This is a genomic window from Collinsella aerofaciens (assembly GCF_015561195.1).
GTDB classification, from domain to species: domain Bacteria; phylum Actinomycetota; class Coriobacteriia; order Coriobacteriales; family Coriobacteriaceae; genus Collinsella; species Collinsella aerofaciens_AC.
This window is the reverse complement of record NZ_JADMSU010000005.1, coordinates 63,331-88,074: the sequence shown is the minus strand read 5'-3', so window position 1 is coordinate 88,074 and position 24,744 is coordinate 63,331. Positions and strand designations below refer to the sequence as shown.

The 24,744-nt window shown below is 60.5% G+C and carries 23 protein-coding genes; 20 read left to right on the top strand and 3 right to left on the bottom strand.

What is annotated here, in order from left to right:
- Positions 1–75: 75 nt before the first annotated feature.
- A complete protein-coding gene (locus tag I2H81_RS06280; protein ID WP_195644951.1) occupies positions 76–840 on the bottom strand; it encodes an aminoglycoside phosphotransferase family protein in 765 nt (254 codons plus the stop codon).
- A gap of 88 nt (positions 841–928) precedes the next feature.
- Complete coding sequence (gene adhE / locus I2H81_RS06275; protein ID WP_195644950.1) at positions 929–3,577, bottom strand: bifunctional acetaldehyde-CoA/alcohol dehydrogenase; 2,649 nt, start codon at positions 3,575–3,577, stop codon at positions 929–931.
- A gap of 331 nt (positions 3,578–3,908) precedes the next feature.
- On the opposite strand from adhE, the gene I2H81_RS06270 reads away from it, so the two are divergent.
- Positions 3,909–4,685: a transposase gene (locus tag I2H81_RS06270; RefSeq protein ID WP_117564268.1), complete on the top strand. Its 777-nt coding sequence runs from the start codon at positions 3,909–3,911 to the stop codon at positions 4,683–4,685.
- Between the two features lie 186 nt (positions 4,686–4,871).
- On the opposite strand, the gene rpmB is transcribed toward I2H81_RS06270, so the two are convergent.
- Positions 4,872–5,060, bottom strand: coding sequence for a 50S ribosomal protein L28 (rpmB, locus tag I2H81_RS06265; protein WP_022094725.1), 189 nt, complete (start codon positions 5,058–5,060; stop codon positions 4,872–4,874).
- A 451-nt stretch (positions 5,061–5,511) separates the two neighbouring features.
- On the opposite strand from rpmB, the gene pyrR reads away from it, so the two are divergent.
- The 19 genes from pyrR to dnaJ all read left to right on the top strand — a co-directional run bounded on the left by pyrR (position 5,512) and on the right by dnaJ (position 24,736).
- A complete protein-coding gene (gene pyrR / locus I2H81_RS06260) occupies positions 5,512–6,096 on the top strand; it encodes a bifunctional pyr operon transcriptional regulator/uracil phosphoribosyltransferase PyrR (protein ID WP_006236123.1) in 585 nt (194 codons plus the stop codon).
- A 4-nt stretch (positions 6,097–6,100) separates the two neighbouring features.
- The gene (locus tag I2H81_RS06255; protein ID WP_035138537.1) at positions 6,101–7,045 is read left to right on the top strand and encodes an aspartate carbamoyltransferase catalytic subunit; all 945 of its coding nucleotides are present in this window, start codon (positions 6,101–6,103) and stop codon (positions 7,043–7,045) included.
- Positions 7,029–8,318 carry a dihydroorotase gene (locus tag I2H81_RS06250; RefSeq protein WP_117564269.1) on the top strand — a complete coding sequence of 430 codons (1,290 nt, stop codon included), beginning with the start codon at positions 7,029–7,031 and terminating at the stop codon, positions 8,316–8,318. Before I2H81_RS06255 ends, I2H81_RS06250 begins: the two co-directional genes overlap by 17 nt.
- Before the next feature lie 116 nt (positions 8,319–8,434).
- Positions 8,435–9,202, top strand: a complete 768-nt coding sequence (locus tag I2H81_RS06245) for a dihydroorotate dehydrogenase electron transfer subunit (RefSeq protein WP_118094258.1) — start codon at positions 8,435–8,437, stop codon at positions 9,200–9,202.
- A gap of 14 nt (positions 9,203–9,216) precedes the next feature.
- On the top strand, positions 9,217–10,125 hold the full coding sequence (locus I2H81_RS06240; protein ID WP_006236128.1) for a dihydroorotate dehydrogenase: 909 nt from the start codon (positions 9,217–9,219) through the stop codon (positions 10,123–10,125).
- Positions 10,119–10,835 (top strand): orotidine-5'-phosphate decarboxylase, encoded by a 717-nt coding sequence (gene pyrF, locus I2H81_RS06235; protein WP_195644949.1) that lies wholly within the window; start codon positions 10,119–10,121, stop codon positions 10,833–10,835. The genes I2H81_RS06240 and pyrF overlap by 7 nt, the downstream gene beginning before the upstream one ends.
- A gap of 239 nt (positions 10,836–11,074) precedes the next feature.
- Positions 11,075–11,383, top strand: a complete 309-nt coding sequence (gene mihF, locus I2H81_RS06230; RefSeq protein WP_006236130.1) for an integration host factor, actinobacterial type — start codon at positions 11,075–11,077, stop codon at positions 11,381–11,383.
- Positions 11,384–11,953 (top strand): guanylate kinase, encoded by a 570-nt coding sequence (gmk, locus tag I2H81_RS06225; RefSeq protein ID WP_099431806.1) that lies wholly within the window; start codon positions 11,384–11,386, stop codon positions 11,951–11,953.
- Positions 11,954–11,958: 5 nt separating this feature from the next.
- The gene (locus I2H81_RS06220; protein WP_035138532.1) at positions 11,959–12,240 is read left to right on the top strand and encodes a DNA-directed RNA polymerase subunit omega; all 282 of its coding nucleotides are present in this window, start codon (positions 11,959–11,961) and stop codon (positions 12,238–12,240) included.
- Positions 12,241–13,485, top strand: a complete 1,245-nt coding sequence (gene thiI / locus I2H81_RS06215; RefSeq protein WP_006235944.1) for a tRNA uracil 4-sulfurtransferase ThiI — start codon at positions 12,241–12,243, stop codon at positions 13,483–13,485.
- 213 nt (positions 13,486–13,698) lie between these two features.
- Positions 13,699–14,412, top strand: a complete 714-nt coding sequence (locus tag I2H81_RS06210) for a ComEA family DNA-binding protein (RefSeq protein WP_195644948.1) — start codon at positions 13,699–13,701, stop codon at positions 14,410–14,412.
- Positions 14,409–16,712 carry a DNA internalization-related competence protein ComEC/Rec2 gene (locus I2H81_RS06205; protein WP_195644947.1) on the top strand — a complete coding sequence of 768 codons (2,304 nt, stop codon included), beginning with the start codon at positions 14,409–14,411 and terminating at the stop codon, positions 16,710–16,712. The genes I2H81_RS06210 and I2H81_RS06205 overlap by 4 nt, the downstream gene beginning before the upstream one ends.
- A gap of 78 nt (positions 16,713–16,790) precedes the next feature.
- A complete protein-coding gene (gene holA / locus I2H81_RS06200) occupies positions 16,791–17,753 on the top strand; it encodes a DNA polymerase III subunit delta (protein ID WP_195644946.1) in 963 nt (320 codons plus the stop codon).
- Between the two features lie 133 nt (positions 17,754–17,886).
- On the top strand, positions 17,887–18,153 hold the full coding sequence (gene rpsT / locus I2H81_RS06195) for a 30S ribosomal protein S20 (protein WP_195644945.1): 267 nt from the start codon (positions 17,887–17,889) through the stop codon (positions 18,151–18,153).
- Positions 18,154–18,249: 96 nt separating this feature from the next.
- Positions 18,250–20,061 carry a translation elongation factor 4 gene (gene lepA / locus I2H81_RS06190; RefSeq protein WP_117776228.1) on the top strand — a complete coding sequence of 604 codons (1,812 nt, stop codon included), beginning with the start codon at positions 18,250–18,252 and terminating at the stop codon, positions 20,059–20,061.
- A gap of 4 nt (positions 20,062–20,065) precedes the next feature.
- Complete coding sequence (gene dusB, locus I2H81_RS06185; protein WP_195644944.1) at positions 20,066–21,109, top strand: tRNA dihydrouridine synthase DusB; 1,044 nt, start codon at positions 20,066–20,068, stop codon at positions 21,107–21,109.
- 2 nt (positions 21,110–21,111) lie between these two features.
- On the top strand, positions 21,112–22,344 hold the full coding sequence (gene hemW / locus I2H81_RS06180; protein ID WP_195644943.1) for a radical SAM family heme chaperone HemW: 1,233 nt from the start codon (positions 21,112–21,114) through the stop codon (positions 22,342–22,344).
- A gap of 58 nt (positions 22,345–22,402) precedes the next feature.
- On the top strand, positions 22,403–23,506 hold the full coding sequence (locus tag I2H81_RS06175; protein WP_195644942.1) for a DnaJ domain-containing protein: 1,104 nt from the start codon (positions 22,403–22,405) through the stop codon (positions 23,504–23,506).
- A gap of 81 nt (positions 23,507–23,587) precedes the next feature.
- Positions 23,588–24,736 carry a molecular chaperone DnaJ gene (dnaJ, locus tag I2H81_RS06170; protein WP_117635252.1) on the top strand — a complete coding sequence of 383 codons (1,149 nt, stop codon included), beginning with the start codon at positions 23,588–23,590 and terminating at the stop codon, positions 24,734–24,736.
- Positions 24,737–24,744 lie beyond the last annotated feature (8 nt).

Below are 24,744 nucleotides of genomic sequence, written 5' to 3'. Positions count from 1 at the left end.
GTAAAGGAAAACCCCACAGCCCATATGAGCTGTGGGGTTTCTTGTGCCTCCGATGCGAAATAAATCGCTCAGATACTACTGATAATCGACGACGTCGATCCAGTTCTTAAGGAACTCATCGTTCACGTTGCGCTTACGAGCGAGCTCGGAAGCGGCGACGATGCTCGTCCACTGACGCACGACCTGCATGGGCATGTCGGCGCGGTCGCAGTAGAGCTCCAGGTAGGCCTCAGCCTGATCCTTGCTGTTGAGGGCAAAGAGCAGGTAGGTGGTGGCAACGTCGGCAGCAGGGGAGCCCTGGGTGGCGTGTGCCCAGTCGCACACATAGAGCTGGCCGTCGTCGCCGACGATGACGTTGGAGGGGTTGAAGTCGCCGTGGCAGACCTTGAACTCCTTGGTCATGCCGTCCAGACGCTCCTGAAGGTTGTAGCGCGTGGTGGCATTGAGCTGATCAAGGCTGTCGATCATGCGGGCGAACTTGTCGCGCTGACGGTTGAGCAGCGGGGAGGTGTAGCCGTGGATCTCGATCTGGAGGTCGACGAACATCTCGAGGTACTCACCAAAGCGCTGGGGCTCGGCAGTCATCTTCTCGGCAAGGGTGGTGCCCGGAACCTTCTCGGTCACGAGCGCCCAGCCGTTGGCGTTCTCGAGCTGGGAAACCTCGAAAGCCTTGGGGCTGCGGATGCCGCACTCATTGATGCGGGCAAGATTCAAAGCCTCGTTGAACACGTCGGAGACGGGCTTGGTCTCGTTAAAGACCTTGACGATCTTGTCGCCCAGGTCGTAAACGACCTTGTTGCCACGGCGGACGAGCTCGGTCTTGGAATCGGGTAGCAGCATGGTTGCATCCTTTCAACGATGCGATAGAAGCGACGACGGGGGTGTGTGAAACACCCGTGCACCCCCGCCGTTAAAAACCGTGCTAAAACTAGCAGACGGCGTAGTCCTGAGGCTCGCGGCCGTAGTAGGCGTCCAGGTAGAGCTCCTTGATCTCGCTCATGAGCGGGTAGCGCGGGTTGGCGCCGGTGCACTGGTCGTTGAATGCCTGCTCGGTCATCTCGTCGAGGGTGTCGAGGAAGTACTGCTCGTCAACACCGTAGTCGGCGATGGTCTTCTTGACGCCGATGAAGTCCTTGAGCTCCTCGAGCTTCGTGATGAAGTTCTCGAAGACCTCCTTGTCGTCCTTGCCCTCGATGCCGCAGTACTTGGCCATCTCGGCGTAGTTGTGCAGCGCGTTGGGGTAAGGATACTGGGAGAAGGTACCCATCTTGACGGGAGCCTCGGCGGCGTTGTAGCGCATGACGCGGGTCAGGATGACGGCGTTGGCGAGGCCGTGAGGCAGGTGATGGAAAGCGCCGAGCTTGTGGGCCATGGAGTGGTTGAGGCCCAGGAAAGCGTTGGCGAAGGCCATACCGGCCATGCAGGAGGCGTTGTGCATCTCCTCGCGGGCATGCGGGTCCTTGGCGCCGTTCGTGAAGCTGGAGGGCAGGTTCTCGAAGACGAGCTTAGCAGCGCGCTCGGAGAGGCCCTTGGTGTAGTCGGAAGCCATGATGGAGACGTAGGACTCGATGGCGTGGGTCATGACGTCGATGCCGGAGGCAGCGGTCAAGCCGCGCGGGGCGGTCATGCAGTTGTCGGCGTCGACGATAGCCATGTTGGGGAGCAGCGCGTAGTCGGCGAGCGGCCACTTGATGCCGGTCTCCTTGTCGGTGATGATGGCGAACGGCGTGCACTCGGAGCCGGTACCCGAAGAGGTCGGGACGGCGACGAAGTAGGCCTTCTTGCCCATCTCGGGGAAGGTGAAGATACGCTTGCGGATGTCCATGAAGTCCATGGCCATGTCCTCAAACTTGCACTCGGGGTGCTCGTACATCATCCACATGATCTTGCCGGCGTCCATAGCGGAGCCACCGCCGACGGCGATGATGACGTCCGGCTCAAAGAGAGCCATCTGCTTGGCGCCGCGACGTGCGCACTGCAGCGACGGATCGGGCTCGACGTCGTAGAAGCAGTCGTGGGCGATGCCCATCTCGTCGAGCTTGGCCTCGATGGCGCGGGTGTTGCCATTCTTGAAGAGGAACTGGTCGGTGACGATGAAGGCGCGCTTCTTGCCCATGACGGTACCGAGCTCGTCGAGAGCGACGGGCGTGGAACCCTTCTTGAAGTAGACCTTCTCGGGAGCGCGGAACCACAGCATGTTCTCACGGCGCTCAGCCACAGTCTTAACGTTGATCAAGTGCTTCACCCCAACGTTCTCGGAGACGGAGTTGCCGCCCCAGGAGCCGCAGCCCAGGGTCAGAGACGGCTTCATGCCAAAGTTGTACAGGTCACCGATGCCGCCGTGCGAAGACGGGGTGTTGATGACGATACGGCAGGCCTTCATGACGTGCTCGAACAGGCTGATCTTCTCGGCCTGGGCGGGGTGCACGTACAGAGAGGCGGTGTGGCCCGGGCCACCGGCGAGCACCAGGTGCTCGGCCTTGTCGACGGCCTCCTGGAAGTCCTTGGCGTGGTACATGGCCAGGACCGGGGAGAGCTTCTCGTGGGAGAACTCCTCCTTGGCGGGGTCGGTGGAGGTGACCTCGGCGATCAGGATCTTGGTCTTGGCGGGAACCTCGATGCCGGCGAGCTCGGCGATCTTGGCGGCAGCCATGCCGGGGATGCGGTGATCGAGGGCGCCGTTCTTGAACATGGCGGCACGCAGGGCCTCCATCTCGGCACCCTGCTTGACGAAGTAGCAGCCGCGCTTCTGGAACTCGGCCTTGACCTGGTCATAGATGGTGTCGATGACGGTCACGGACTGCTCGGAAGCGCAGATCATGCCGTTGTCGAAGGTCTTGGAGTGGATGATGGAGTTGACGGCGAGCAGTACGTCGGCGGTGTCGTCGATGACGACCGGGGTGTTACCGGCGCCAACGCCCAGGGCGGGCTTGCCCGAGGAGTAAGCGGCCTTGACCATGCCCGGGCCACCGGTGGCGAGGATGATGTCGACGTCGCGCATGACCATGTTGGTCAGCTCGATGGAGGGGACATCGACCCAGCCGATGATGCCCTCGGGGGCGCCGGCCTTGACGGCGGCGTCAAGCACGAGCTTGGCGGCGGCGATGGTGCACTTGGCGGCAGCCGGGTGCGGGGAGATGATGATGGCGTTGCGGGTCTTCAGGCAGATCAGCGTCTTGAAGATCGCGGTGGAGGTGGGGTTGGTCGTCGGGATGACGGCGCCCACGATGCCGATGGGCTCGGCGATCTTGGTGATGCCATAAGCCTCGTCGCGCTCCAGAACGCCACAGGTCTTGGTGTTCTTGTAAGCGTTGTAGATGTACTCTGCGGCGTAGTGGTTCTTGATGACCTTGTCCTCAAGAACGCCGCGGCCGGTCTCCTCGATGGCCATCTTCGCCAACGGGATACGAGCCTTGTTGGCGGCCATGGCGGCCTCATAGAAGATCTTGTCGACCTGCTCCTGCGTGTACGTAGCAAAAAGCGCCTGGGCCTCTCGCATCTGAGCGAGCTTGGCCTCAAGCGCCTCTACGTTGTCCACAATTGCGGGAGTAGTGTTTTCCGGTGACTTTTTCACCATTTGTGTCTCCTTGCGATCGGAGATTTACCCTACGCCTTGCATGATAGCAAGAAATAATTCGGCGAACGGTAAGATTCCCGTAAAAGGCATACTAAAACGCTTCAATAAACTGAAGCGTTTTAACTAAAACTATCTGCCAGTGCATCGCCCCGCTCATTGGGGACAGACTTACATGAGTGGTTTCACTCATTTGGGACAGACATCGATTTGCGATTTTGTCGTTTTGGGCCTGTTTTTGTCGCTGATTGGATATAAATAGGTCACAGCCTCAGCATTTCGCGTTTCTTCTCTCCTTTTAGGTGTTGCCTGTACGGCTTTGAAAGGAGAGACCATGCCCCGATGCGCCCGCGAAATTTCGCTCACCGGCTATTACCACGTCTTTGACCGCGGTAACTCCAAACAGATCATTTTTGAAGATGATTCCGACCGCTATCGTTTCCTATCGGACATATCGGACAGGTTTGCGTGCCATGACGTGGCGGTGTTGGCCTGGTGTCTTATGGACAACCACTTCCATTTGATGGTTGATGACCCATATGACAACCTTTCAAAGGCAATGCAGTGCGCGCTGACGGCGTATGCCAAGTATTTCAATGGGAAAACGGGAAGAACGGGCCATCTGTTTGACAATCGCTATTCGCGGGTCGCGGTTGAGTCGGACACGCAGGCAGTGCAGCTGCTCGACTATATTCATCTCAATCCCGTGAAGGGTGCGCTTGACTCGCTCGAGGCGTACCGCTGGTCAAGCTATAAGGCGTATCAGCTGGGCTATGATCCCTTTGACATCTGTGATGCGGCCCCTATGCTTGATGTTGTCGGAGGCTCCCGTCGCTATTGCGAGCATCTCAAGAAAGTTGCCGGGCGCATCTGGTCAGTGGAGGTTCTTCCGCGCCGGCGGATCCCCGATGAGGAGGCCCTTTTCGTTGCGCGCGAAGTCCTGACGAGCATAGATCCTGCGTTGCTCAAGGCCCTGCCACGCCCCGAACGCGATGCCTGCCTGCTGAGGCTCAGGCGGGCACATCTCACGGTCAAGCAAATTGCCCGTATCACCGGTATCGGCGCCACAAGCGTGACCAAGGCTACTGCAGGCTGGAAGGATGCAGCGTGAGGCAGGGGCCGAACCGCTGCCGGCATGCGTTACGTCTGTCCCCAATGCGTGAAAACACTCATGTAAGTCTGTCCCCAATGAGTGCAAAAAGGCGCCCTCCGTGGGGGAGGACGCCTTTGGTAAGTTCTATATGAACGCGAGGTCTTTGACCCGGAGAGTCCGAGGTACTTGTTGGTAAGACCTTATTTAGGAGCGCGCAACCTTGCCGGACTTGAGGCAGGTGGAGCAAACGTTCATCTTGCGACGGTGACCATCGACGACGACGTAGACGCGCTGGATGTTGGGGCGGAACTTACGGTTGGTGACGCGGTGAGAGTGGCTGATGGAGCGACCGGCAACGGGGTGCTTACCGCAAACTTCGCAAACTTTGGACATAACTGACCCTCCTTGGGCGACAAACGAACATGTCGCGTTAACAAACAAGCCTGAACTATAGCACAGAAGTCACTCCCTGTGCGCAATCTACACAGAGATATTCCTCTTTTGGCGATAGTGCCCACGCTACGGCCCTGGACGTAGATCCGATTTGCGTGCAGCAGGGGGGATTATGCCAGCTCGTGCGTGCGTTTTCAAGCTCGTCCCACAAATATATATAGGTTTATGGAGCGCCTGCGCCCGTTTACGGATTGTTCTGTATTTATGCTCGCAATCCAGCTCGAGGTTGGCTACACTATCCCTTGACCATTAAAGGGGTACGAGATACCCACATGGAATTACATAGCTGCCAAAGAGCAGCCCTTCCTGTGGGTGTCTGGTCCGCTTTAAGCGGTCGGGCATCTATTTTTTTGACTGTGTCAGCAGTCAAGACATGTGAGGAAGGAGATCGATGGGCACGACTTCCCCCAAGGCGGTCATCATGGACGAGACCGCCGTCAATCGAGCGATGACCCGCATCGCGCACGAGATTCTCGAGCGCAACGAGGGCTGTGAAGACCTCGCTCTGGTCGGCATCGTCACGCGCGGCGACCTTCTGGCAAAGAAGCTCGCCGAGGAGATCAAGGAGATCGAGGGCGTCGACGTTCCGCTCGGCAGCCTGGACATCAGCTTCTACCGCGATGACTATGCGACCAATTTCGCTCCCGCGATCCACGCTACCAACATTCCCTTCAGCGTCGACGGCAAGCGCGTCGTGCTGGTGGACGACATTCTGTATACGGGCCGTACTATCCGCGCCGCTCTGGATGCCGTCATGGACCTGGGCCGTCCGAGCCGCATCGAGCTTGCAGTTCTCGTTGACCGCGGTCACCGTGAGCTCCCCATCTCGCCGGACTTTGTCGGCAAGAACGTTCCCTCGTCGCATGAGGAGAACGTGCACCTATATATGAAGGAAGTCGACGGCCACACCGCCGTCGAGATTAACGACGTCGCGCCGGGTTCCCACGTGGGCTCCGCGCCGCTGGGAGGTGAGTAGTACCGTGGCGTTCAACCATAAGCACCTGATCGACATTACCGAGTACTCCGAAGAGGACATCAAGCTCATCCTCGAGACCGCCAAGGCGTTCTCTGAGGTCAACGAGCGTGCGATCAAGAAGGTCCCCACGCTCAAGGGCAAGACCATCGTCAACATGTTCAACGAGCCCTCGACGCGCACCCGCAGCTCCTTCGAGCTCGCCGAGAAGCGCCTTTCGGCCGACAGCCTCAACTTTGGCGGCTCCTCGACCTCCACGGTCAAGGGCGAGAGCCTCGTCGACACCGTCGAGACCCTCAACGCCTACAAGATTGATTGCATCGTCGTTCGCGATAAGCACGCCGGTGCTCCCTACATTGTCACGCAGAACTCGCCCGCGAGCGTCATCTGCGCCGGCGACGGCAAGCACAACCACCCTACGCAGGCCCTGCTCGACCTGTACACCATCTGGGAGCACAAGGGTGACTTCCACGGTCTGAAGGTCGCCGTCGTCGGCGATATCGCGCACTCCCGCGTGTGCGGCTCGCTGATCCCCGCACTTAAGATCATGGGCTGCGAGACCTACGCCGTCGCCCCCGGCACGCTGCTGCCGCCGGCGCCCGAGGTCCTGGGCTGCGACCACGTGACGAGCGACCTCGATTCCGTCCTGCCCGAGCTGGACGTCGTCTACATGTTGCGCGTGCAGCAGGAGCGCCTCGAGGGCGCACCGTTCCCCACGATTCGCGAGTACCACAAGCTCTTCGGTCTGACCAAGGACCGCGAGAAGCTCATGAAGCCCGATGCGATTATCTGCCACCCGGGCCCCATCAACCGCGGCGTTGAGTTCGACTCCTATATGGCCGACCACCCGCAACGCTCCGTCATCCTGGAGCAGGTCTACGCCGGTATCTGCGTGCGTATGGCTATCCTGTATCTGCTGCTTGGAGGTGCCGATAATGGCCTTGCTTCTTAAGAATGCCCACGTCGTCGATCCGTCCGTCGAGCTTGACGGTGTCGTCGACGTCCTGATCGACGGTGACAAGATCGCCGAGGTCGGCGAAAACCTCGCCGCCGAGGGAGCCGAGGTCCGCGACCTTTCCGGCAAGTACCTCGTCCCCGGCCTGGTGGATATGCACGTGCATCTGCGCGAGCCTGGCTACGAGGTCAAAGAGGACATCGAGAGCGGCACCCGCGCTGCTGCCAAGGGCGGCTTCACCGGCGTGTGCGCCATGCCCAACACCGATCCCGTCACCGATAACGGCACCGTCGTGGAGTTCGTCAAGTCCCGCGCTGCCGAGGTCGGCCACTGCCGCGTCTATCCGTCGGGCGCCATGACCCGCGGTCTTAAGGGCGAGGCCATGTCCGAGATGGGCGATATGGTCGCCCACGGCGCCGTCGCCTTCACCGACGATGGTCGCGGCGTGCAGGGCGCGGGCATGCTCCGTCGCTGCATGGACTACGGCAAGATGTTCGGCAAGGTCTTTATGAGCCACTGCCAGGACGAGGATCTGGTCGGCCACGGCCAGATCAACGAGGGCAAGGTCTCGACCCGTCTGGCCCTCGAGGGTTGGCCGGCCGCCGGCGAGGAGCTTCAGATTGCCCGCGACATCGAGATTGCCAAGCTGACCGGTGCCAAGCTGCACATCCAGCACATCTCCACCGCTCATGGCCTGGAGCTCGTGCGTGCCGGTAAGGCTGCCGGTGTCCAGGTGACCTGCGAGGCCACCCCGCACCACATGTTCCTGACCGAGAACGACCTGGACGAGACCTACAACACCTCGCTCAAGGTCAATCCGCCGCTGCGCACCGACGAGGATGCCGAGGCCATCCGTCAGGGTGTCATCGACGGTACCGTCGACGCTATCGTTACCGACCACGCTCCCCACACCCCGTGGGAGAAGGCCCGCGAGTTCGAGCTCGCGCCCTTTGGAATGATTGGCCTCGAGACTTCGCTGTCGCTCGTGCTCACTGAGCTGGTCAACACGGGCAAGATGAGCGTGAGCCGCATGGTCGAGCTCATGGCCATCAAGCCGCGTGAGATTCTGGGCCTCGATCAGGTTCAGGTCAAGGCGGGCTCTGTCGCCGACCTGACCGTGTTCGACCCCTCCGCAACCTGGACGGTTGGCGAGGACGGTTACGAGTCGCGCGCCGAGAACTCCGGTTTTGCCGGCCGCACGCTCACCGGTCGTGCCACCGATGTATTTGTCGGCGGTAAACAGACGCTTGCCGACGGCTGCATCTGCTAGCATAGCCTTATCGCTTTTGTGCGCGGCGCCCTTGCGGTGCCGCGCTTTCTGTTCGCCTGAACCATGCAACCGCATGGGGGATTGGAGCGTCTATGCCCACACCTTCCACTGCACGCATGCACGACTTCGAGGTCGTCTCGAACCAGGAGATCGCCGACGGCATCTTCTCGCTCGTAATTTCGGCCCCCAAGCTTGCAAGTGCGCTCAAGCCCGGTCAGTTTGTGAACATTGCCGTGCCCGGCGATGCCTCCTCGCTGCTTCGCGTGCCCCTGAGCTTCTATCGCGCCGACGCCGAGGCCGGCACCGTCGAGCTGTGGTACGCCGTCGTGGGCGACGATACCCGCCGTCTGTCCCAGATGGGCCCTGGCTCCACCTCTAACCTGTTGGGCCCCGGTGGCCGTGGCTGGATGGTACCCGAGGGCACCAGGAAGGCACTGCTCGTCGCCGGTGGCATCGGCGTTCCGCCTGTGCTGTGTCTTGCCGGCATGCTTGCCGAGCAGGGTGTTGATGTGGACGTGTGCCTGGGCTTTGGCACCGCTTCCAAAGTCGTGGGTGTCGATGAGTTCCGTGCGCTGGGCGCCACGGTTAACGTGTGCACCGACGACGGTTCGCTCGGCACGCACGGTTTTTGCACCGATCCGGCAGCCGAGCTGCTTGGAGAGGGCGGCTACGACTACGTCGCCAGCTGCGGCCCCGCCGTCATGATGAAGAAGGTCGCCGCCGCTGCCGCCGAGGCCGGTGTGTACTGCGAGGTGTCGCTCGAACGCATGATGAGCTGTGGCTTTGGCGCCTGCAACACCTGCAATGTCGAGACGGTCGACGGTATGAAGGGTGCCTGCATGTGCGGCCCCGTGTTCGATGCTTCCAAGGTGGTGGTCTTCTAGTGGGTACCGTGAACATGGCCGTCGATTTCGGCGGCGTCAAGATGCAAAACCCCATCAACACCGCAGCCGGTACCTTTGGCTACGGTTGGCAGTTCCAGAACTTCTTTGATGTTTCCCAACTGGGCGCCATCACCACCAAGGGTTGCGCTGCCGAGCCCTGGCCCGGCAATCCCGCGCCCCGCATGGCCGAGATTCCCGGCGGTATGATCAACTCCGTGGGCCTTCAGAACCCCGGCGTGGCCGCCTTTGCCCGTGAGTCCGGTCCGTGGCTCGAACAGCTGTCCAAGGACGGCTGCCAGGTCATTTGTCAGGTTGCCGGCCACTCCGTTGACGAGTTTGTCCGCGCACTCGAGATGTATGTCGAGCTGTGCCCCTGGGCTGCCGGCTACGAGATCAACGTGAGCTGCCCTAATATTGCCGCCGGCGGTGCCGCCATGGGATCAACGCCCGAGGGCGCCTCCTCCGTTATGGCTGCCTGCCGCAAGGTGACTGATAAGCCGCTGTTCGTGAAGATGGCGCCGGTCAACGTCGCCGAGATCGCCAAGGCCCTCGAGGCTGCCGGCGCCGACGGCCTTTCGGTCATTAACTCCATCCAGGGCATGGCCATCGACGTTCATACCCGCAAGTCCCGCGTGGCCAAGCCCAAGGGCGGCCTTTCGGGCCCGCTGTGCCACCACATCGCCGTGCGCATGGTCTGGGAGGTTGCCCAGGCCGTCGATATCCCCATCAACGGTGTCGGCGGTGTCATGACTGGCGAGGATGCGGCTGAGTTTATCCTGGCCGGCGCCACCTGCGTGTCGGTCGGCATGGCCAACTTCGTCGATCCGTGTGCTTCGCTTAAGATCGCGCATGAGCTCGAGGCCTGGGCCGAGTCCCAGGGCGTAAAGGACATCAACGAGCTGGTGGGTGCTTTCGAATGCTAGAGAATGATGCCCGCGACCGTGTTATCGTCGCCCTCGACTGCGACCGTGAGCGCGCGCTCGAGCTCGCCCACGAGCTTTCGGGCCATGCCGCCTGGCTCAAGGTCGGCATGACGCTCTATTACGCTGAGGGTCCCCAGATCGTCAAGACCTTTAAGGACCTTGGCTTTAAGGTCTTCCTCGACCTTAAGTTCCATGACATTCCGCATCAGGTGCGCGGCGCTGCCCGCTCGGCCTCGCTTGCCGGTGCCGACCTGCTTTCGGTCCACGGCCTGGGCTCGGGTGCTATGCTCGCTGCCTGCCGTGAGGGTGCCGAGGAGGCGCGTGAGGACCGCGCCAAGCTCGTCGCCATCACCGTGCTCACGAGCATGAATCAGGATGCCTTGAGCGAGATCGGCGTCGAGTCGCCCGTGGCCGAGGAGGCCGCCCGCTTGGCAAAGCTTGCTCAGGCCAACGGCATCGATGGCATCGTGTGCTCACCGATGGAGGCTCACGACATGCGTGAGCTGCTGGGTCTTGATGCCCTGATCGTGACTCCGGGTGTGCGTCCGGTGGGTGCCGCCCTTGGTGACCAGTCCCGCGTGGCGACGCCTTCCCAGGCTATCGAGCGTGGCGCAAGCCACATTGTGGTGGGCCGTCCCATCACCGGTGCCGACGATCCGGTTGCCGCCTTTGACGCCATCGTCGCCGAGCTGGTCGAAAACGTCGCGTAAAAGATTCCCCTAAGTCACCACTTTTGGGTCTCATTAGCACAAAATAGCCCCTGTGCCTGCGTAAACTTTCCCATCCTTTGTGTGGAATCGCAGGTCAGGGGCTTAACTTTGGGCGCAGTATATTGCACTTTTTGCGGGTATCGTCTAACCTATGGAGCCGCGATTAGGCATTTTGTACGTTCTACGTGCTAAAATGCCAATTATTGAATCAGATATAACCCAACTATTTGGAGGTACGAATGGCACTCCCTCAGCTTACCGACGAGCAGCGCAAGCAGGCTCTTGAGAAGGCTGCTGCCGCACGTCACGCCCGCGCTGAGCTTCGCGAGCAGATCAAGAAGGGCGAGAAGTCCCTCGAGTCCGTGCTCAACTCCGATGACCCCATCGCTTCCCGCATGAAGGTTTCCACCCTCATCGAGTCTCTCCCCGGTTATGGCAAGGCCAAGGCCGCCAAGATCATGGAGGAGCTCGGTATCTCCGCTACTCGTCGCGTCCAGGGCCTCGGCGTCCGTCAGCGCGAGCAGCTCCTCGAGCAGCTGACCAAATAAGTGAGCGCTCAGGATTCCAAGCTCTTTGTGATTTCTGGACCGTCAGGCGCAGGCAAGGGTACGCTCGTCACTCGTGTGCGCGAGCGCCGCTCGAACCTGGGTCTGACGGTTTCGGCTACCACGCGAGCACCACGCAAAGGTGAGGTCGACGGCGTCAACTACTTTTTTCTGACGCGTGAGGAGTTCGACCGCCGCGTGGCAAACGGTGAGTTTGTTGAGTGGGCCGAGGTCCACGGTAACTGCTACGGCACGTTGGTGAGCGAGGTCACATCCAAGCTCGCCTCGGGCTCGTCTCTGATTTTGGAGATCGATGTCCAGGGCGCCCTGCAGGTGAAGGAGCGTTTCCCCGAGGCCGTGCTGATCTTTATCAAGCCGCCTTCGCTTGAGGTGCTCCGCGAGCGTCTAGTCGGTCGCGGTACCGAGACGCCCGAGACGATTGAGCTGCGTATGGCAAACGCCGCCGATGAGCTTGCCCTTGCCGACCGCTACGACGACGTCGTGGTGAATGACGATCTCGACCGCGCGACCGATGAGCTCGTTCGCGTTCTCGATATGCATGAAAGGATCTGAGGTCCGTGTCCGTTGTAAAGCCTTGTATTGACGATCTTCTGGAGAAGACCGATCATAACCGCTTCCTGCTCGCTTCGCTTGCCTCCAAGCGCGCCTGCGACATCAATAGCATGCTGCGTGGCCAGCACAACCGCGTGCTTGCCGTCCAGGATGTCGATGACATCACCATCGGGCTTTCCGGTGCCGATACCATCTCGATGGCTATGGACGAGATTGTCGACGGCGACATCTCTTACGACGAGGCCCGTTACGAGAAGGCGCTCGGCCACAAGGTTGCTGAAGCCTAAATGGCGGCTCGCGTCTGCCTAGTCCACTATCACGAGGTTGGACTGAAGGGCAAGAACCGCGCACATTTTGAGCATATCCTCATGGATAACATTAAGGCGGCCTTGGCCGCCTTTTCCGTGAACGCCGTGTCTCGAATTTCCGGTTATATCCTCGTGACCTTTAACGAGCATCAGGCCGACGAGGCGGCGCGTGTCATCCGCACCGTCCCCGGCGTTGCCCGTGTGTCTTTGGCGTATCACACCAACCGCGACCCGCAGGAGTACTGCGCCGCCGCCGTGAAGGCGCTGCGCGAGTTTGGTTCCTTCGATTCGTTTAAGGTGCACGCCAAGCGCTCCAATACCGACTATGAGCTCACCTCGATCGATATCAATCGTCAGGTGGGCGAGGTGCTGTGTGAGGCCTTCCCCGATAAAAAGGTTCAAATGCACGACCCTGATGCAATGGTGCACGTACTGGTGGTCCAGGGTAGCGTTTACGTGTACGCACGCTCCGAGCGCGGTGTGGGCGGTCTGCCGGTGGGTTCTGCCGGCAAGGTCGTGACGCTGCTGTCCTCGGGTATCGATTCTCCGGTGGCGACCTGGATGCTCGCGCGCCGCGGCGCGGTTTGCGTGCCGGTACATTTCTCCGGTCGTCCGCAGACGCCTGATACGAGTGAGTATTTGGTGCAGGACATCATCCGTGCGCTTGAGCCGGGTGTCCAGATCGGCCGCCTGTACGTGGTGCCGTTTGGCGACTGCCAGCGTGAGATTTCGGTCACCTGTCCCAGCAACCTGCGCGTGATCATGTATCGCCGCATTATGTATTCGGTTGCTGAGCGCATTGCACACATCGAGGGTGCCAAGGCCATCGTTACGGGCGAATCGCTTGGACAGGTTGCCTCCCAAACGCTTGAGAACATCATGGCCGTCAACGAGGCCGTGAAGATCCCCGTGTTCCGTCCTCTCATCGGTTCGGACAAGCAGGAGATCATCGCGCGCGCCGAGGAGATCGGTACGTTCGATATCTCGACTGAGGCCGCTCCCGACTGCTGCACGCTGTTTATGCCGCGCCGTCCCGAGACGCACGCTAAACTCGATGCCGTGCATGAGGCCTGGGAACTGTTTGATCACGAGGAGATGATTGAGCGCCTGCTCAAGCAGACCGAGTACATCGACTTCGAGAGCAACACATATAAGGCCCCTAAGACCTTAAAACGCAAACATTCGGAGCTTGCTCCGCGTGAGATTTACCAAGATCACGAGTAAATTTGTGCATAGACCGACGATGCGCCTGTATCGTCGGTCTTTTGCTATCTGGGCATTTTGCGACTAAGTGTTCATTTGTCGACGTGTGCCTGAATAAATGGACATTATTTCGCAAGGTTTTGGTCAGCTTTTGGTTTGACCGCAAAAACCGGTTTTGGGGCGTGGCTGTTGTGGGGCTCCTTTCCTGACACGATGGTGTTGGGAGGTTTTGCTATGGCGCAGCGCGAACAGCACGAACGAGTCAAAAAGATGGATCGCTGGGCGGGCAAACTGCTCGGTCATAAGGCAGTGGTGATGACGATACTGGTCGTCATTGCGATGGCGAGTGGACTGGCGATGGCGAACCTTGGCGGCGGTGCCGGCGGTGTGTCGTTTGAGCGCACTGATGGTTCGGGTTCGTTGGTGGATCCGGGATCCGGCGATGCCTCGAGCGGAAAGACATCCGAAGGCTCTTCGTCTAAGGCATCTGCCGCGGCAGAGGTTTATGTCGATGTTGATGGCGCCGTTGTGTCGCCCGGTGTATATCGCCTCAAAGACGGGGCGCGGGTGGCTCAGGCGATTGATGCTGCCGGCGGGCTGGCGCCCGAAGCAGACGTTACGGGGCTTAATCGTGCATCCAAGGTCGCTGATGGACAAAAAATTCACGTTCCAACGGTAGGGGAGCAGCAGGCGTCCATTGCGGAAGCCGGTGTTGATGGTGGGGCTTCCGCATCATCGGGCGTGAGTGGCGCCACAGGCCTAGTAAACATCAATACGGCAAGCGCGGCAGAGCTGCAGACGCTCTCGGGCATCGGCCCCTCCATGGCCCAGTCGATTATCGATGAGCGGACAAAGAACGGTGCTTTTGCCTCGGTTGACGATCTGATGCGTGTGTCGGGAATCGGCGAGAAGAAGCTTGCCAAAATCAAAGATTGCATCTGCGTATGAGTGCGACCGAGCGCGAGCACGTGATGCCTCCGCGACCCCTGATTCCGTGGACGATGGCCCTGTGTGCCGGCCTGTGCATGAGCTGCGCCCTGGTGCTCAACATGGCCGCTGATGCGCTGCTGACGGAGCGGGCGACGGCGGTCGGGCCGCTATGGGCCATTCCCGTTGCGGCGGCGGTATTCGTTCTGCTGGCTCAATCTTGTGCGCGGCTTGTCCCTTTGAAGCGGTGGCTGTATGGCGCGTCCGTCGGCCTCGTAGCGGGTGCGGTCGTCTCGGCGTGGTGGGCCGTGGGTGTGCTCAGTGCCGCGAAGACGCTCGACGGTCGAGCGGCAAGCAGTCTCGAGTTTGTCGTGCAGGGTGACCCATCCATAAACGACGACATGTATTTCTATACCTGCGAGGCACGCGCGGACGGCAAGTACTTGGCAACGGTTCGCCTATCGTGTGATCGTGAGCTCAAGGTCGGGGCACACGTGCGTGTTATCGGTCGCGTTTCACGTTTTGAGAACGATGCATATGGACGATCGCGTGTGCTCCGAGGCGAGGTGCGCAAGGTTAAAGCCGTTCGAGTCGTGTCGGTCGATGAGGGCTCTCCGGTGCCGCTGCTTCGGTTGAGAAATGGGCTGCTTGCGTCCATCGCGCCTGCGACCGACCCGGCGCGTGCGCTCATAGCCGGTGTCGTCTGCGGTCGTTCGGCCGAGCTGCGCGCCCAGCCGGCGGGCGACTGGTTTTCGGTGACGGGAACGGCGCATCTTATTGCCGTCTCGGGCAGCCATTTGGCTATCGTGGGGTTTGTAATCGAAGGTGTATTGCAAAAGACTCGGTGCTCACGTGGCCTTCAGCGGGCGATATTGGCGATAGCGCTTGTGGGTTACGCTGCCTTTACGGGCGCCTCTCCCTCGGCCGTGCGCGCGTGCTGCATGGTGTCAGCGACGCTTGTCGTAAACGGCGCGGGGCGTCGCCGGCACGGCCTTTCGGCACTCTTCGTAACCATGTCCATCTTTGTGCTACTGCGGCCGTCGGTGCTGTTCGAGATGGGCTTTCAGCTTTCATGCGCCAGTGTCTTTGCCATCCTGTGCTTTTGCCCCTATGCGACCTACGCTTTGGGTGAGCTGGGTGTGCCATCGGGCGTTGCCAGCATGCTTTCCGTCACGCTGTGCTCGCAGTTGGCGACGCTCCCCATTACCATTCCTGCCTTCGGTACGTTCTCGCTCATTGCTCCGCTGGCAAATGCGGTCATCGGTCCGGTGGTGAGCGTACTGCTTGCTGTGTCGATCGTGCTAGTTCCCTTTTCGCTCGTGGGACCGTTGCGGACTTGGGCGCTCGTTGTACCCATGATTGCCGCCCGTTGCGCGCTGTTCTTCGAGCAGCTGTTTGCTGCCATGCCGGGTGCATCCGTGAGCGTGCCGCCCGATAGCGTGTGGATTTACCTAGTGCCGTGGTTCCTGGCGGTTCTGCTGGTCTGGTGGCCGCGTCCCCGTGCACGTCCTATGGCGGTGGGGCTTGCATGCCTGATGCTCTTGGCTGCGATTCCGTACGTCTATTGGGATCGATTTGCTCCGCCTTCGGTGACGGTGCTCGATGTGGGCCAGGCCGATGCGATTCTTATCCGCCAGGGCGGCGCAGTAGCGCTTGTCGACTGTGGGCTCGACGAGCGTGTGGTGGCGGCGTTGGTTCGCAATAACGTGCACCATATCGATGCCGTCTTTGTGACGCATTGGGATGAGGACCACTGGGGTGGTCTGCCCGCCGTGCTCGAACAGTTTTCGGTCGGAACGATTGCCGTGGCGGCGGATGCGCTGGAGGATGCTCCTGCCGAGGTATTGAACCGACCTGGCGTGGAGTATCGGCAGGTGCGCCGTGGGGATACGGTCGACATCGGCTCATTTTGCGCCCGCGTGATGTGGCCATTCGAGTCCGTGGATGGCGAGGGAAATGAGGACTCGCTTGTCCTGTTGCTCTCCTATGTTCAGGAGGGCAAGGGCCTGCGCATACTCCTCACCGGTGATGCCGAACTCGATCAAGAGCGGGAATTCGCGCAGGAGGTGGGGGATATCGATGTCCTTAAACTTGGGCATCACGGCTCCAAGGTTTCAGTCGATGGAGAGTTGCTGGGCGTCCTGAAGCCCGCGCTTTCCCTCGCGAGCGCGGGTGAGGGGAATCGATACGGCCATCCGTCCGATGCCTGCATCGATGCCGTTAAGGAAGCGGGTGGTGTGTTCGCGTGCACTATCGAACACGGCGACATTACCGTCACGCCGACTGCGAATGGCTTTGCGATGCGATGCCAGCGACCGTGACGACGTCGTTGGCGTGTGGTGGGCCCCTGGGCTAGAATGACACGGAACGAATACGAAGGCCTGCGGGAGGGGAGCGCAATGTCCGAAACCGGTTTGCTGCCGGCATATTTGATCGTCGGTACTGACGGCGTCAAACGCGACCACGCCGTCTCGCGTATGAAAGCGCGTCTGGAAAAGACGGGCATGGTCGAGTTCAACCTCGACGAGCGCGACATGACCAAGGACCCCGATGTCGAGTCTATTATCGGATCGCTTAACACCTTTCCCATGGGCAGCGAGTTTCGCTTGGTAATCCTTGATGGCTGCTCAAAGCTCGCTAAGGCGGTCTCGGAGCCGCTCGTCGAGTATCTGGCGAGTCCCAGTCCCACAACGGTCTGCCTCATCATCGCCGACTCGCTTGCCAAGAACACGCGCCTGTATAAGGCGATCGCCAAGATCGACAAGAAGGCTATCGTCGATTGCTCCGGCACCAAGCGCTGGGAGTTGCCGCGCCGCGTGCAGCAGATGGCGACGCAGCATGGCAAGTCGATCTCGGCGGCGGCCGCCGAGGAACTCGTCTCGCGTTCGGGTGAAAACACTCGCATGCTCGATAACGATTTGGCTAAGCTTGCCCAGATGGTCGAGGCGCCCCAGATTGAACTTGCCGATGTTGAGCGCTGGATCGTACGTACGGCCGAGGTTCAACCCTGGGACTTTCTCAATGCGGTCTCGGCTCGCGATATGCAGCGTTCGCTCGAGCTCTTTAAGCTTCTGCCCTCCAAGAGCTACGTGTGGACCTATACGCTGCTATGCGGTCGCATCCGTGAGCTGATCGTCGCCAAGGCGCTCGATGCGCGCGGACAGGGTCGTGAGCTGGCCGCAACGCTCAAGCTCCAGTCCTGGCAGGTCAAGAATCACCTGACCTGGGCACGTCGCTTTTCGATGGCAGAGCTCGTCGCAGCGCTCGAGGGTGCGGTCGATGTGGAACTCGCACTCAAGGGTTCGGCCGATTCTCAGACTGCGCTTTTGCTCTGGATTACGAACATCTTGAGAAAATCGTGATGATACCTGCCTATTTGACAAATTCGTTCTATCCCTTTGAGGGGGAGCGTGCTATAGTAGGCGCTTGCATGACCTCACCGTGTCTCAGAGGTGTCATACATTTTTTGCAAGGAACTCGAAAGGAACTCCAGAAGTGGCAAACATCAAGTCTCAGAAGAAGCGTATCCGCACCAATGAGGCAGCTCGCATGCGTAACAAGGCTGTCAAGTCCGAGCTCAAGACGCTGACCAAGCACGTCCAGTCCGCCGTCGCCGAGGGCGACGCCGAGAAGGCCCTGGCTGCCCTCAAGACCGTCACCAAGCGTCTCGACATGGCTGCCGCTAAGCATGTCATCCACAAGAACCAGGCTTCCAACCGCAAGTCCGGTCTTGCCAAGCTCGTGAACAGCATCAACGCCTAAGTTGTAAATTTCACACCACACAGATTACGCGCATAAATGGAGCCTGTTTTATGGAACAGGCTCCATTTTTTGTATCGCTCGGGTAAGATAGTCCGCATGAATACTTCAATTGACATTTCCCACATCCGCAACTTCTCAATTGTTGCGCACATCGACCATGGCAAGTCCACGATCAGCGACCGCATCCTCGAGCTCACCCATACCGTCGACGAGCGCGACATGGAGTCGCAGCTGCTCGACACCATGGATATCGAGCGCGAGCGCGGCATTACGATCAAGTCCAATGCCGTCCGCGTTTCCTATGACGCCGACGATGGTGAGACGTATCAGTTCAATCTGATCGATACGCCGGGCCACGTGGACTTTACCTATGAGGTCTCGCGCTCGCTGGCAGCCTGTGAGGGCGCGGTACTCGTTGTCGACGCCACGCAGGGCGTCGAGGCGCAGACCGTTTCCAACGCGACGCTCGCCATGAACGCCAATCTGGACATTGTGCCGGCCATCAACAAGATCGACCTGCCCTCGGCCCATCCCGATGAGGTTAAGACCGAGATCGAGGATGACCTGGCGATCCCTGCCGATGATGCTGTGTGCGTCTCGGGCAAGACCGGCGAGGGCATTCACGATCTGCTGGAGTCCATTGTCTTTTTGATTTCGCCGCCTAAGGGCGATGCAAACGCTCCGCTCAAAGCGCTCATTTTGGATTCGTACTTTGACGAGTATCGCGGTGTGGTGGCTACGGTGCGCGTCTTCGATGGTTCCATCAAAAAGGGCGACACCCTGCTTATGATGCAGGCCAAGGGCGACTTTTTGGTCGACGGCGTGGGCGTCAAGCGTCCTGCCGAGACCCCGGTCGACGCGCTGACGGTCGGCGAGGTCGGATATGTGGTCACGGGTTTGAAGGATCCCGAGGCCGTTCGCGTGGGCGATACCCTTACGTGGGCGTCGAACCCCTGCCCCGAGCCGCTTCCCGGTTATCGCGAGGCCAAGCCCATGGTCTATACGGGCCTGTTCCCGATCGACAACAAGGACTACGAGAACCTGCGTGACGCGCTCGATAAACTGCACGTCAACGACCCGTCGTTGGTGTGGGAGCCCGAGACCTCGGTGGCGCTCGGCTTTGGCTTCCGCGTGGGCTTCCTGGGCCTGCTACACATGGAAGTCGTCAAGGAACGCCTGGAGCGCGAGTTCAACCTGGACCTCATTGCCACGAGTCCCTCGGTTGACTATCACGTCTACAAGACCGACGGCGAAATGATCGATGTCCGCAGTCCGCAGGACCTTCCCGAGGCCACACGCATCGATCGTATCGAGGAACCCTACCTCAAGGCAAAGATCATCTGCCCGCCTGAGTACACGGGTGCCGTCATGCAGCTCGCCATCGAGCACCGCGGCGTCACAACCGACATGATCCACCTGACGAGCAAATCGGTCGAGATGCGCTTCGATATGCCGCTCGCCGAGCTCATCTTGGACTTCTTCGATCAGCTCAAGAGCCGCACCAAGGGCTATGCCTCGCTCGACTACGAGTTCAACGAGTACCGTCCCTCCGAGCTCGTGAAGCTCGATATTTTGCTTTCGGGCGACGAGGTGGACGCGCTTTCGTTTATCGTCCATAAGGACAAGGCATATGGCCTGGCCCGTGGCCTGTGCGACAAGCTCAAGGAGATCATCCCGCGTCAGCTGTTCGAGGTGCCCATCCAGGGTGCTATCGGCAACAAGATCATCGCCCGTTCCACCGTCAAGGCGCGTCGTAAGGACGTTCTTGCCAAGTGCTACGGCGGCGATATCTCGCGTAAGCGCAAGCTGCTCGAGAAGCAGAAAGAGGGCAAGAAGCGCATGAAGGCCATCGGCTCGGTCGAGGTCCCGCAGGAGGCGTTTATGGCGATCCTCAAGGTGGACGAGTAGGTCCATGGCGCTTTCTGAATACAGCAAGCGGCTGCTGGGTGCCTATGCCGAGCAGCCGTTCCTTATGGCTCCCATGGCGGGCGTGACCGACCCCGCCTATCGCATCATGTGTCGCCGCCGCGGTGCCAACCTTGCCTACAGCGAGATGGTGAGCGTGGCGGGTCTTGCCTATGCCAGCAACAAAACGTGGCGCCTGGTGCTGCCGGCCGACGAGGAACAGCAGATTTGCGTGCAGCTCTTTGGCTCCAAGCCCGATCAGTTTGCGAGCGCCGTCGCCGCCGTCGAGGAGCGCGTTGGCGATCGCCTGTCGCTCATCGACATCAATATGGCATGCCCCGCCCGCAAGGTCGTTACCAAGGGCGAGGGTTCGGCGCTCATGCGCACGCCCGACCTGGCGGAGAAGATCGTCGAGGCCACGGTGGGCGCGGCGCATGTGCCCGTGACCGTCAAGATCCGCAAGGGCTTTTATGCCGAGGACCGTAATGCCGCGACGTTTGCCCAGATGCTTGAGGGCGCAGGGGCTGCTGCAGTCGCCGTGCATGGTCGTTGCGCCACGCAGCTCTACACGGGCCAGGCTGATTGGTCGGTCGTCGATGAGGTTGCCGACGCTGTCGAGATTCCCGTGATTGGTTCGGGCGATGTGTTCTCGGCCGAGGACGCTGCTGAGCATCTGCACGGCTCGGGTGCCAGCGCGGTGTTTATCGCGCGCGGCATCTACGGCAATCCGTGGGTGTTCGGCGATGCCCGAGCCCTTGCACTCGATGACACGCCGGTTCCTTCTCGCTCCTCGGTTGAGCGCCTGGAGGCTCTGCGCGAGCACCTGACGTTGACGCACGAGCTTCTGCCGCTCATGTCTCGTGCCCGCACGTACGCAAGCTGGTACTTAAAGGGCATGCCTCATGCCGCCGCCTGGCGCGCTCAGGTGGTGCGTTGCTCTACGTACGAGGAGTTTATGGCTCTGGTCGATGGTATCGAGCGCGATGTGGTGGACTGCGAGGCCGCGCTTGCCGCCGGTGAGTCGGTGCCCGCTCATCCGCTGGAGGCTTAAGGGTGGCCGTTACCGCGCTGTACGTGCACGTGCCGTTTTGCGCTCAAAAATGCCGCTATTGCGACTTTGACTCGCGCAGCTTTGCTCTGTGTGATTTGGATGCTGCGCTCGATTCCTATTTTGAGCAGCTGTATGCGCGCCTCGATTCCTTTGGCGACGCCGGGGCGCTTGCGCAGGTCCGCACGGTCTATATTGGCGGCGGCACGCCGTCACTGGCTGGGGAGCGCCTGGTGAAACTTGCCCGTCGTATCTCCATGTGGTGCAAGCCCGTTGAATTTACTTGCGAAGCCAATCCTGAGTCGCTGACCGCCGAGCTTGCCACCGCGCTTGCCGAGGCGGGTGTCACGCGCATCTCTCTGGGCGTGCAAACCCTCGACAATACCGAGCTGGCTGCTATTGGCCGCATTCACGTTGCTAATCGGGCACTTGCGGCTATCGCGACGGTGAAGGACGCTGGCCTCGATGTGTCGTGCGACCTGATGTGCGGCCTTCCCGGGCAGACGGCCGCAAGCTGGCGGAGCACGCTCGATGGCGTGTTGGCGGCGGCGCCTCATCATGTGTCGGTCTACCCGCTCACGCTCGAGGAGGGCACGCCACTCTATCGCATGGCGTGCCGTGACGAGTCGCTCGAGCCCGACGAGGATTTTCAGGCTTCGTGCATGGACGCGGCACGTGAGCGCCTGGGTGCGGCCGGCTATCATCCGTATGAGGTGGCAAGCTACGCGCTCGACGGCCATGAGTGCGCCCATAACATTGCCTACTGGACCGGACGGGGCTACCTGGGCCTGGGTCGTTCTGCCGCGGGCATGCTCGACGACGAGGATTTCGACCGTCTTGCAGGTTTGTTCCCCGGCGTGTCTTCTCGAGGCGATGCGTACCGCGTGCGTCTGGTGCAACGTGACGATGACGCGACGGCGTTCGAGGCCGAATATCTGTCGCAGCGCGAGGCTGTCGCCGAAGACTTGATGCTCGCTTGTCGCATGACGCGCGGTGTCGCGTCCGACCTGTTGGCTCGTGCAGCTTGCGTCATCCCAACGGGCGAGTTGGCAGCTGCCTGCGATCGCGCGCTCGAATTAGGTCTTGCCACTTGGGTGCCCGAGACGCTTTGGGGTCATGAGGGACCCTTCACTACGGCAGATGTCGTCGCGGGCCATGTTCGAGCTCGTCTGGCGCCGACCCATCTGGGCTGGCTCGATGGAAATGTTCTGTTCGAGCTGTTTTGGGATCTAGCTTAGGCCGCTCGGGTAGAATTACCGGAATATATACGCTGCTGTGAGCAGGAGGTTGCCGCGCATGGCGACGATGAACGAAAAAGATTACTACGAGATTCTGGGTGTCTCCAAGGACGCTACCTCGCGTGATATTCAAAAGGCCTTCCAGCAAAAGGCCCGTAAGCTCCATCCGGACGTCAATAAAGAGCCGGATGCCGAGGAAAAGTTTAAAGAGGTTTCCGAGGCCTACGCCGTGCTTTCGGATGAGCAAAAACGTGCGCGCTACGACGCCATGCGTTCTGGCAATCCCTTTGCCGGTGCTCCTACGGCTTCGCCCTATGGTGGCGGCTACGCCGGCAGCACGGGCTATGGCAATCCCTTTGAGGGCGGCTTTCCCTTTGGTGGCGCCTGGGGCCAGCAGCGTCGCGGCCAGGCTGCCTACAATCCCGAGAACGGCGCCAACGTGGTCGTCGATATCAAACTCGACGCCAAGGAGGCCAAGGGCGGTGCCCGCAAGACCGTCCGCTACACGCGCTTCGATACCTGTGGTCACTGCGGCGGCTCGGGCTCTGTTTCGTCCGAGCATGCACATACTTGCCCGAGCTGCGGTGGCCGCGGCCACATCGACGTCGACCTGTCCTTCCTGTTTGGTGCGGGCACATTCCAGTCGGTCTGCCCCGAGTGCGGCGGTTCCGGTAAGGTTGTGGCCGATCCCTGCCCTGATTGCGGTGGCAGCGGTCGTACTCGCGTAACCTCCGAGCAGACGATTGAGTTTCCTGCCGGCACGCACGATGGCGACGAGGTCCGCATTAGCGGCATGGGTCATGCTGGCACCAATGGTGCCGCGGGCGGCGACCTGGTCGGTCGCGCCCATGTTGAGGCCGAGCGCTTGGAAGGCAAAGCTCGTACCGGTTTTTACCTGATGGGCATCGTGGCTCCGTTTTTGGTGCTGTCGGCCATCTCGGGCGTGTTCTCGGCCTTTGCCGTGATGTGCTTTATCCCCTTTACCATGGGCCTGTTCATGGTGCTTTCGGACGGTGTGCTTCATCGCAGCCTGCTGTGGTGGAAGCGCGGTGCGATGCAGTTTGCCAACGGCTTTGCCAACGGCTTCATGTTTGCGCTCGTGTCGGTTTGGTTCGCGAGCTGCTCGCAACGGGCCATGCTTTCGCCGTACCAAATGCAATAACATCAAACCCTCTGTTTGCGGTCGGCCCAGCTTGGGTATAGGACGCACTGTGACAATAATGAAAGTCGGAAGGATTCGGTCGTGTCGGAAAATAGGGATTACTACGAGGTGCTTGGCGTCGACAGGGATGCCGACGCGCGGACGATTAAGCGTGCGTTTCTAAAGAAAGCCCGTACCGTACATCCGGATGTTTCGGACGACCCCGAGGCCGAGGCCAAGTTCAAGGAGCTCAACGAGGCCTATTCCGTTCTTTCCGATGAGCAGAAACGTGCTAACTACGACCGTTACGGCACCGCGGACGGCCCCGGTGGCTCTGGCTATGTCGACATCAACGATATCTTTGGTGGCATGGGCATGGACGACCTGTTCTCGTCGTTCTTTGGCGGTGGCGCCGGTGGTGGCGCCCGCAGCCGTCGTGAGCGTCGTCGCGGACGTGACATGGCCATCTCGCTTTCGGTGACGCTCGAGGAGGCGGCGCTCGGCTGCAAAAAGACAATCAGCTATGATCGCCTTGCTCCCTGCGAGGACTGCAACGGTACCGGTAGGGCCGAGGGTGCACAGGAAAAGCAATGCAGTCGCTGCCACGGTACGGGCTACGTCACGACGGTTCAGCGATCGTTTTTGGGCCAGGTTCAGTCTTCCTCGCCTTGTCCCGACTGCCATGGCGAGGGCACGGTTATCGACCATCCCTGCGAGACCTGCGACGGTCAGGGCCGCACGCCTTCGCACGAAAAGATCGACATCGATATTCCCGCCGGCGTTTCGACTGGTCGCCAGCTGCGTGTGAGCGGCTTTGGCGAGGCCGGCCTTCGCGGCGAGCCTTCGGGCGACCTGATTGTCAACGTGCGCGTTGCCGACCATGAGCGCTTTAAGCGCAACGGTGACGACCTGTACCTGGTAAGCGATATCTCGATTGCGCAGGCTGCGCTCGGCTGCGAGATCGAGGTCGAGGGCATTATGCCCGACGAGGTCGTTAAGGTGACGGTTCCCGCCGGCGCCCAGTACGGCGACACCGTGAGCGTTAATAATTACGGCATGCCGCGCATTGGCGGTGGCGGTTCGCGTGGCCGCCTGATCGTGCAACTGCGCGTGGTCGTTCCCACCAATCTTTCCAATAAGCAACGCGAGCTGCTCCGTGCTTTTGCCGATGAGATGGGCGATGACGTCGCTTCCGGTAAGAAGTCGGTGACCGACCGTATCAAGAGTGCCCTCGACGATATCCTCGATTAAGGAGCCCG